At 62.7% G+C, this 3,891-nt stretch carries 4 protein-coding genes; 1 reads left to right on the forward strand and 3 read right to left on the reverse strand.

The window, feature by feature from the left end; genetic code table 11:
- The 3 genes from WAN71_RS03880 to WAN71_RS03890 all read right to left on the reverse strand — a co-directional run.
- A partial coding sequence (locus WAN71_RS03880; RefSeq protein ID WP_422224067.1) for a hypothetical protein occupies window positions 1-197 on the reverse strand: 197 nt, incomplete at its 3' end.
- A gap of 76 nt (window positions 198-273) precedes the next feature.
- A complete protein-coding gene (locus tag WAN71_RS03885; protein WP_422224068.1) occupies window positions 274-1,200 on the reverse strand; it encodes a hypothetical protein in 927 nt (308 codons plus the stop codon).
- A 371-nt stretch (window positions 1,201-1,571) separates the two neighbouring features.
- On the reverse strand, window positions 1,572-1,847 hold the full coding sequence (locus WAN71_RS03890) for a hypothetical protein (protein ID WP_422224069.1): 276 nt from the start codon (window positions 1,845-1,847) through the stop codon (window positions 1,572-1,574).
- Window positions 1,848-2,308: 461 nt separating this feature from the next.
- Here WAN71_RS03890 and WAN71_RS03895 point away from each other — a divergent pair, with 461 nt between their 5' ends.
- Window positions 2,309-3,412: an adenylate/guanylate cyclase domain-containing protein gene (locus WAN71_RS03895; RefSeq protein ID WP_422224070.1), complete on the forward strand. Its 1,104-nt coding sequence runs from the start codon at window positions 2,309-2,311 to the stop codon at window positions 3,410-3,412.
- The last annotated feature ends 479 nt before the right edge of the window (window positions 3,413-3,891 follow it).

The following is a 3,891-nucleotide window of genomic DNA, read 5'->3' on the forward strand; positions in this document are numbered from 1 at the left end:
CAGGCAGGGTCATTTGGATTCATGCCGTGGGCTTTTTCGCAGTAGTAGCAGCCCACATTGTCATAGCCGGGATGGCCGTAGTCACAGACTCCGTCTGCGGTGGCCACTGGCGCGCCGACGATGGGAACGATCCCCATGGTCAGCACTGCAACCGCTAGTGCGGCCGAGACGGCCGCAGAAATGATTGCCTTCCTCATTTTTCTCCGTTGGTTGTCAGCGGCCGTTCCGGCCGGCATTTGTGCTTCTACCGATCTGTGGTGTTCGCGGCAGCCGTTAGACCGAAGCTCGGTTACGACGGATGACTAGCCAGGCGACCAGCCCCGCAGCGATAACCAACAGGCCGCCGCCCAGCAACCAGGGCAACCCAGAGAGGGCCGGCTGTTGGTGAGCCGTCACCGCTAAGTCGACGAGGGATTTGCCGTCGTCCGTCGGACCCACGCCTGGCAAGGTTTGCGTCTTGGTCACGGTGATCTGACCGCCGTTGGTGGGATTGGTGGCCTGACCCCACGCCAGGGTGGCGTCGTCGAGCATGAAGGTGTCTTGACTGCCGGCAGGTTGGCTGTCGTCGTGGCCCACCTGTTGCACCTTGCCGACCTGGACGGTCTGGTTGTAGGCCGGGATGTAGGCAGCGACATCTTGGTATTGCGCCGGTGGCGACCCGCCGTAGAAGCTGCCCGATGTCAGGTAGTCCTCGCCCACCGCGGTGAATGGGAACACCCCGCCGACCGCGACGTTGAGCACCACCCTGCTACCGGCGGCGACGTAAACCTCGCGGTAGTCGCCCGCGTAAAAGTAGCGGAAGGTCATCGCCTCGCTCATCGGGTTGGACAGGATCGGATGCCGGTCGGCGTCGTAGTCGATGTAGTCCCAATGGCGGGGATGAGCCAGCCCGTTGACAACGTCGATGTTCGAGTTGTGGGTCGAGATCACGCCCTGCACCCGCTGATTGAAGTCCACGTGAGTTGGAGGCGTCGGCGGGTTGGCCGGGTCAATCTGCGTCGCCGGAGCCGCCTTGGCCGCCGCGATAGCCGTCGGTGACGCGTCGAGGCCCTTTGGCGGTGCCACCATGGGGGGCTTAGCCGGCACGGTCGGCGAATTGACCTTCGCGGGCGTGGTGGCCGAGGCCTGGGTAGTGGTCTGCGCCGGGGGCGCGATCCTGTTGTGGGATCGTATAACGTCCTCGCACTCTTGTTCCGTCATGGTCACGAGCTGACCCTTCGCGGCCATCTCTTTGCATTCCTCCAGATTGGCCTCAAGATTCCGCTGAGTACCCTCTGCGCAGTTCGCGTAAGCCTGGCCAGTTAACCCGCCGCACCTCGGGTCAGTAAGAGGGTCAGCGTGCGCAATGGGAGCCGGGGACGTTATGAGCGCCGAGATCGGCGCGAGGGCTATGGCGGCTGCCACTGCGAAAATTGCTCTCTGCATTATTCAGCTCCTCGGGTTGTCGCTGATAGCTCGATAGGCCGTTGTGCTTCGATCTGTGAGGGAGGCAGCGCGCGGGCCGCTCGTACGGGAAGGCTCCGGCAGCGGGCTTGGAGGATTCTTGGCAAGTCCCCGCGGGGGACTAGCCTTCAGCGCGCCGGCGACCGGCTCGGTGACGTGCATCGCGAGTTGGAGGTTCGTCGGTCGAGGGAATGTGCTTCGGTGCCGTTGATGACCGGCAGCACTAGATATAGCTGGCCGTCGATGTCGCCGGTCTCATCAAGCGGCGCTATGACGTGCGAGTCAGCCAACCGGTCAGCGCTTTCGGCCTCGCGGCGAAACCGTCGCCGATAGCCGGGCCCGGTGCCTGGTTCGATGGGCACCCAAGTGACCGCCACACTCTCGCCCATTGGCAAGCCCTCCATCCCCCTACCTGGTGCCAAACGCTAGCTATCCGCCTGCCAAATAGTGACCAGTTCCAAAAAATCGACGATGTAGCCAACAGCTTGGATTTGGTTTCACTTTCTAGCTGCGCAGATCCAGAACGGCGCGGCTTGACTTCGGCCCAATCTGATTTGCGCCGCCCCTTTCATTTGTTTCTCACAAGATATTTCGGTCCGCGTGCCCAATGGCCTCGGCGGCACAGGATGCGAATGGTCTCGCAAAAGTTGAGCGCGTCGCTCAGCTGGTCCGGGCGCTTGTAATCTCGCGGCCTGGCTCGAATCAGCGAGGCCGGAATTGGCCACCAACGCTCGTCGAATCGGGATATGTCAGCTCACCAGGCTGTATCGTTTGCAACGTCGGTAGTCGTCAAGCACGAAAGAGCCCGTGGCTGCGAACGGACCAGCAACCAAAAGTTGCGACTGTGGAGAAGCGTTGTCGTACAATGACTTCGGCATATCAAGGTCCGACGCTGGCCTACGCAGACGACCGCATAACCGCGTCGATGGTTAGCAGCGAGGCGAGGATGACGCCTTTCGAGAAGGTCCCGGGTGGGCGGCCCGACGAGCCGCCGGCCTACCTCGTCGTGAACGACGGCAGCTCTGAACGCCGCGTGCCGATCTTTGATCAGCTGTTCGTCGGCCGTGAATGCGGGGGGATCAGCGAGGCACGCCGGCTGGTGATCGACGATCCCGAAATGTCGCGGACCCACCTCGAGATCCGGCTTGATGTCGCCGCCGATCAGGCTTTCGTCATTGACACCAGCAGCAACGGCACATCGCTCAACGGTTTTCGGCTGGAGCGCGCGGTTTTGCTTCCGATCAAGCCCGGCGACGAGATCCGGATCGGCGATCTGGCGCTAACGTTCCGCTCGCAACGGTTTACCACCGTCCAGGCATTCGACCCACGGCGTACACAGGCGCGGATCGGCAGAGCCGCCATGGTGATGGTGGTCGGCGACATCGTCAACTATTCGACAATCTCGCAAGTGACTGACGAGCAAGTCATGGCGCGAAGCCTCCACACACTGTGGAATCGGATCGGCGGTGCCCTGCAGGCCCATCACGGCACGCTGAATCACTACGCCGGCGATGCGCTGTTCGCGGTCTGGGAGGTAGCCAGGTTTCCCGATGCCAGAGAGCGGGCAATCGATTTCGCGCTTGCCGCCAATCGCCTTGTCGACAGCCTCGGGCCCGAGCTGCCGTTGCGTGGCCCGGACGGATCGCCGATCCACATGGGCTGGGGTGTGGTGCAGGGCATGGCCGCACTCGCGGCAATGACCAGGTCCGTCGACGCGGTGATCGGCGATGCGACCAACGTGGCGTTCCGGTTGTCCGGACTGGCCGGTCGCCAAGGGCGGGCAGCGGTGCTGGCGACCAGCGGCGTACACAGCGCCGTTGCGGAGCAGTTCACTTGGGGTGCAAGCGAATCCGTTGAGATCAAGGGTCGAAACGGGATGGAAACCGTGTTCCCGGTCATCGCGCGCAAGCCCTCCGGCGGACCTCCCCCAGCAGAACCGGCGACTTCGCCCAACGCTACTCAGCCCTAGTGCTGCACCAGACCGGCGCTGCCTTCCAAGAATCTTCCAAGGTGCGCGCCCCAACGTTGGCATGACAGCAACAGCAAACGCGACCAATGCTCGCCGTCACGATGCCGGAGAGCCTTGATCGTGTTTTACGAAAAAGGGCCTAATCAACAGCCTCGCGAATTTAGAGTTAGCTGTGAAAACGGGGGGCGTCCGTAGAGAAAGAAATGCGTCTTGAAATTGGCAATTGGCCTCGTGTCCTTCACCCTTGCCGTCGCGCCCATCGCTGTCGCCCCGACCGCTATCGGCGGCTGTGACCCCCAGATGGCTCCAATCGGGGGCAACATATCGGCGATCACAGGCGCAAGCCCGCAAGAGGACCGACCATGACCGCTCACCAGACACCACCCCCCGCCGCCCCAGACGCGGAGCATCAACCGCCCGCAACTCGGTCGAAGCGTTATCGATTGATCGCGTTGCTGGCGGTCGTGCTCATCGCGGCC

The organism is Mycobacterium sp., from assembly GCF_049280035.1.
Classification (GTDB): domain Bacteria; phylum Actinomycetota; class Actinomycetes; order Mycobacteriales; family Mycobacteriaceae; genus Mycobacterium.